Origin of the sequence: Mycobacterium sp., from assembly GCF_049673265.1 — a bacterium.
GTDB lineage: Bacteria > Actinomycetota > Actinomycetes > Mycobacteriales > Mycobacteriaceae > Mycobacterium.
In genome coordinates this window covers 1-4677 of sequence record NZ_JBATXN010000236.1, presented here as the reverse complement: position 1 = coordinate 4677, position 4677 = coordinate 1, and the positions used below count along the sequence as shown (strand labels likewise).

Annotated in this window: 4 protein-coding genes; all 4 read left to right on the top strand. The window is 66.9% G+C overall.

The genetic code is table 11. The annotated features are described in order from the left end of the window. Positions 1-53: 53 nt before the first annotated feature. Positions 54-944: an esterase family protein gene (locus WBF82_RS08445; protein WP_424382598.1), complete on the top strand. Its 891-nt coding sequence runs from the start codon at positions 54-56 to the stop codon at positions 942-944. A gap of 148 nt (positions 945-1092) precedes the next feature. Further along, entirely contained in the window at positions 1093-2115 is a 1023-nt protein-coding gene (locus WBF82_RS08440) for a cutinase family protein (protein WP_424382597.1), read from the top strand. Positions 2116-2363: 248 nt separating this feature from the next. After that, a complete protein-coding gene (gene fadD32, locus WBF82_RS08435) occupies positions 2364-4256 on the top strand; it encodes a long-chain-fatty-acid--AMP ligase FadD32 (protein WP_424382596.1) in 1893 nt (630 codons plus the stop codon). An 8-nt stretch (positions 4257-4264) separates the two neighbouring features. Then, positions 4265-4677, top strand: a 413-nt coding sequence (locus WBF82_RS08430) for an acyl carrier protein (RefSeq protein ID WP_424382595.1), incomplete at its 3' end; no start/stop codon positions are given.

Sequence of the window (4677 nt, the reverse complement as noted above, 5' to 3'; positions counted from 1 at the left end):
GGGGCGATCTGTGGGGTCTCTGGGTTGGTGGTCGAGCGACGAGTGAGGTCATTATGAGGAGTCTGTCCATGCTGCTACGGCTGCTTTGCGCCGCCGTATTGACGCTCGGGGTCGCAGGCGCGGTCCACACCGGGTCTGCCCGTGCCGCAGGTTACGAGACGCTGATGGTGCCGTCGGCGGCGATGGGCCGCGACATCCCGGTGGCCTTCATGGCGGGCGGTCCGCACGCCGTCTATCTGCTGGACGCGTTCAACGCCGCGCCGGACGTCAGCAACTGGGTGACCGCGGGCAACGCGATGAACACCCTGGCCGGTAAGGGGATCTCGGTGGCGGCACCGGCCGGCGGCGCGTTCAGCATGTACACCAACTGGGAGCAGGACGGCAGCAAGCAGTGGGAGACATTCCTGTCCACCGAGTTGCCGGACTGGCTGGCCGCCAACAAGGGCCTGGCTCCCGGCGGCCACGGGGTTGTCGGTGCATCCCAGGGCGGCTACGGGGCGATGGCCCTGGCCTGCTTCCACCCCGACCGTTTTGGCTTCGCCGGTTCGCTGTCAGGCTTCCTGTACCCGTCGAACACCACGACCAATGGCGCGATCCTGGCCGGTATGCAGCAATTCGGCGGCATCGACGGCAACGGCATGTGGGGAGCCCCGCAGCTCGGTCGGTGGAAATGGCACGACCCATGGGTGCACGCCGGGCTGCTGGCGCAGAACAACTCTCGGGTCTGGGTTTGGAGTCCGACCAACATGGGCGGCGATGCCGCCGCGATGATCGGCCAAGCCGGCGAGGCGATGGGTAACAGCCGGTTCTTCTACCAGCAGTACCGCAACAGTGGCGGCCACAACGGCCACTTCGACTTCCCCACCGGCGGCAGCAATGACTGGGGCTCCTGGGGCGCCCAGCTGGGCGCAATGTCTGGCGACATCGTCGGCGCGATCCGCTAGGTCGCCCGCCCGGCTGTCCTGGCGGGTCAGCGAACTCCGAGCCGGTGCCGCGACCCGGTACCGTGATAGAAAGTGCAGCAGCCAATTGAGGCTGCCCGCTGTCGAATGAGTCGACTGTGTGACCGAACGACTCTGCTAGCAGGAGACCATGGCTGTTAATTCCCGGCGTAATTCTCGGCGTAAGCGCCACCGCACCCTGGCGTTGATCGCCGCCTGCGCGACGGCGCTGGTGGTGGCGCTGGTCATCTATGCGGTGGTCACCATCCTGCGGCAACCGAAAACTCCACCGAGCGCGGTGCCGCCCAGCATCGTCCCGCCGACCAGCAGTGCGGCCCGCCCCCACAAGCCGCGGCCAGCCTTTCAGGACGCCAGCTGCCCCGACGTGCAGCTGATCGCGGTGCCCGGCACCTGGGAGTCGTCGCTGCAGGACAATCCGCTCAACCCGATCGATTTCCCGAACGCGTTGTTGCTCAACGTCACCCGGACGATCAGCCAGCAGTTCAACTCCAGCCGGGTCGAGACGTACACCGTCCCCTACACCGCGCAGTTCCACAACCCGCTGAGCGGCGACACCCAGATGTCCTACAACGACAGCCGGGCCGAGGGCACCCGCGCCGCGGTCAAGGCAATGACCGACATGAACGCCAAGTGCCCGTTGACCAGCTATGTGCTGGTCGGCTTCTCGCAGGGGGCGGTGATCGCCGGCGACATCGCCAGCGACGTCGGGAATGGCCGTGGACCCGTCGACGACGACCTGGTGCTCGGTGTGACGTTGATCGCTGACGGCCGTCGCCAGCAGGGGGTGGGCCAGGAGCTCGGACCCAATCCGCCGGGCGAGGGCGCCGAGATCACCCTGCAGGAGGTGCCGGTGTTATCCGGACTCGGGTTGACGATGACCGGCCCGCGGCCGGGCGGGTTCGGCACGCTGGGCAGCAAGACCAACGAAATCTGCGGCGCCGGTGACCTGATCTGCGCTGCCCCGCAGGACGCGTTCAGCCTGGCCAACCTGCCTAAGACGCTGGATGTGCTGGCCGGCGGCGCCGGCCAGCCGGTTCACGCGCTGTATGCGACCACCCAGTTCTGGAGTTTGGATGGGCAGCCGTCCACCGAGTGGACATTGAACTGGGCGCACGATGAGATCCAGAACGCGCCACACCCGAAACACGGGTAACGGGCCTTACGACACGGCCCCGCTGCGGTGGTCACAGTTGCGTCAAGCGGTACCTTCGGATTTGGTTCGCGGCGCACCGGCCACTAACATTAAGAGGAATTTAAGAACAGCTGTGGTCGGCCCAACGCGTCGATGCGTCGCGGATTGCAGAGCGGGCGAATGTGCGAAGTTCCGCTGGCCGACCCCGAGCCGTCGGTGCAGCCCATATAGATGTGAACCGACCTAGAACTGTGTGACAGGAGAGTGGCGTGCCGTACCACAACCCGTTCATCGTGAACGGCAAGATCAGGTTTCCGGAGAACACCGACCTGGTCCGTCACGTCGAGAAGTGGGCGCGGGTGCGTGGCGACCGGCTCGCGTACCGCTTCCTGGACTACTCCACCGAACGCGACGGCATCGCCCGCGAGATTTCGTGGGCCGAGTTCGGCGCCCGCAACCGCGCGGTCGGTGCTCGGCTGCAGCAGGTCACCCAGCCCGGTGACCGGATCGCGATCCTGTGCCCGCAGAACCTGGACTATCTCGTCGCGTTTTTCGGCGTCTTGTACGCCGGCCGGATCGCGGTACCGCTGTTCGACCCGTCCGAGCCGGGCCACGTCGGACGTCTGCATGCGGTGTTGGACGACTGCAGCCCGTCGGCGATCTTGACCACCAGCGACTCCGCCGAAGGGGTTCGCAAGTTCTTCCGCAGCCGCCCGGCCAAGGAGCGGCCGCGCGTCATCGCCGTCGACGCGGTACCCAACGACGTCGCCTCCACCTGGGAGATCATCCCGGCCCAGCACGACACCGTCGCCTACCTGCAGTACACCTCCGGCTCCACCCGCACCCCGACCGGCGTCATGATCACTCATCTGAACCTGCCGACCAACGTGGTGCAGGTGATTCACGCACTGGAAGGTGAGGAAGGCGATTTCGGCGTCTCGTGGCTGCCCTTCTTCCACGACATGGGCCTGATCACCATCCTGCTGTCATCGGTGGTCGGTTACCAGAACACCTTCATGACACCGGCCGCGTTCGTCCGCCGACCCATCCGGTGGATTCGCCAGCTGGCCGCGAAGGAGGGCGACACCGGTGGTTCCATCTCCGCCGCGCCGAACTTCGCGTTCGAACACGCCGCACTGCGCGGGCTGCCCAAGGAGGGCGACCCGCCGCTGGACCTGAGCAAGGTCAAGTGCATCCTCAACGGCAGCGAGCCGGTGTCGGCGTCGTCGATCCGCAAGTTCAACGAAGCGTTCGGGCCCTACGGGTTCCAGGAAAAGGCGATCAAGCCGTCCTACGGCCTGGCCGAGGCGACCCTGTTCGTCTCCACCACCCCGATGGCGGACAAGCCCAAGATCGTGCACGTCGACCGGGAAGCGCTGAACAACAAGCGGTTCGTCGAGGTGGCCGCCGATGCGGAGAACGGTGTTGCGCAAGCCTCCGCCGGCAAGATCGGCGTCGACCAGTGGACGACCATCGTCGACCCCGAGACGGCCAGCGAGCTGCCGGACGGCCACATCGGTGAGGTCTGGCTGCACGGCAACAACATGGGCGCCGGCTATTGGAACCGGGACGAAGAGACCACCGAGACTTTCAAGAACATCCTCAAGTCGCGCACCGACCCGTCGCACGCCGACGGGGCTCCCGATGACGGGCTGTGGGTGCGCACCGGCGACCTCGGCACCTACCACGAGGGCGACCTGTACATCACCGGCCGGGTGAAGGACCTCGTCATCGTCGACGGCCGCAACCACTACCCGCAGGACCTCGAGTACTCGGCGCAGGAATCCAGCCGGGCGCTGCGAGCCGGCTACGTGGCCGCCTTCTCGGTGCCGCTGAACCAGCTACCCGCCGAGGTGTTCGACAACCCGCACGCCGGCTTGAAATACGACCCCGATGACACCTCCGAGCAGCTGGTGATCGTCAGCGAGCGGGCCACCGGTACGCACAAGCTCGACCATCAGCCGATCGCCGACGACATCCGCACGGCCATCGCGGTCCGGCACGGGGTGACCGTGCGCGACGTGCTGCTGGTGTCGTCCGGGGCGATCCCGCGGACCTCCAGCGGCAAGATCGGGCGCCGCGCCTGCCGCACCGCCTACCTGGACGGCACCCTGCGCCGAGGCACCGCATCCCCGAACTCATTCCCCGACGAGGCTGACTGACGGCGAATATGACTGACTTAGACACCGATTCCCAAGCATCGTCGGCCGAAGCCGCTGAGCCCGCCGGTAAACCCGCGCGCACCGACATGACGGTCGCCGAGGTGCGGCAGTGGCTGCGCAACTGGATCGGCAATGCGGTCGGGCAGTCACCCGACGGCATCGACGAAGCCACGCCGATGGTCGAATTAGGCCTGTCGTCGCGCGATGCGGTGGCGATGGCCGCCGACATCGAGGACCGCACCGGGGTCACGGTGTCGATCGCGGCCGCCTTCGAGCATCCGACCATCGAATCGCTGGCCACCTGGATCGTCGAGGGCGACCCCTTCGAGGACGACGCGGCAGTCGACGACACCGACTGGACGCGCAGCGGGCCGGTCGAGCGGGTCGACATCGCGGTAGTGGGCCTGGCCACCCGGTTGCC

Bases quoted from the DNA above. Each gene is read 5' to 3' on its own strand.
- WBF82_RS08445 (WP_424382598.1), top strand. From the start codon at position 54: ATGAGGAGTCTGTCCATGCTGCTACGGCTGCTTTGCGCCGCCGTATTG.
- WBF82_RS08440 (WP_424382597.1), top strand. From the start codon at position 1,093: ATGGCTGTTAATTCCCGGCGTAATTCTCGGCGTAAGCGCCACCGCACC.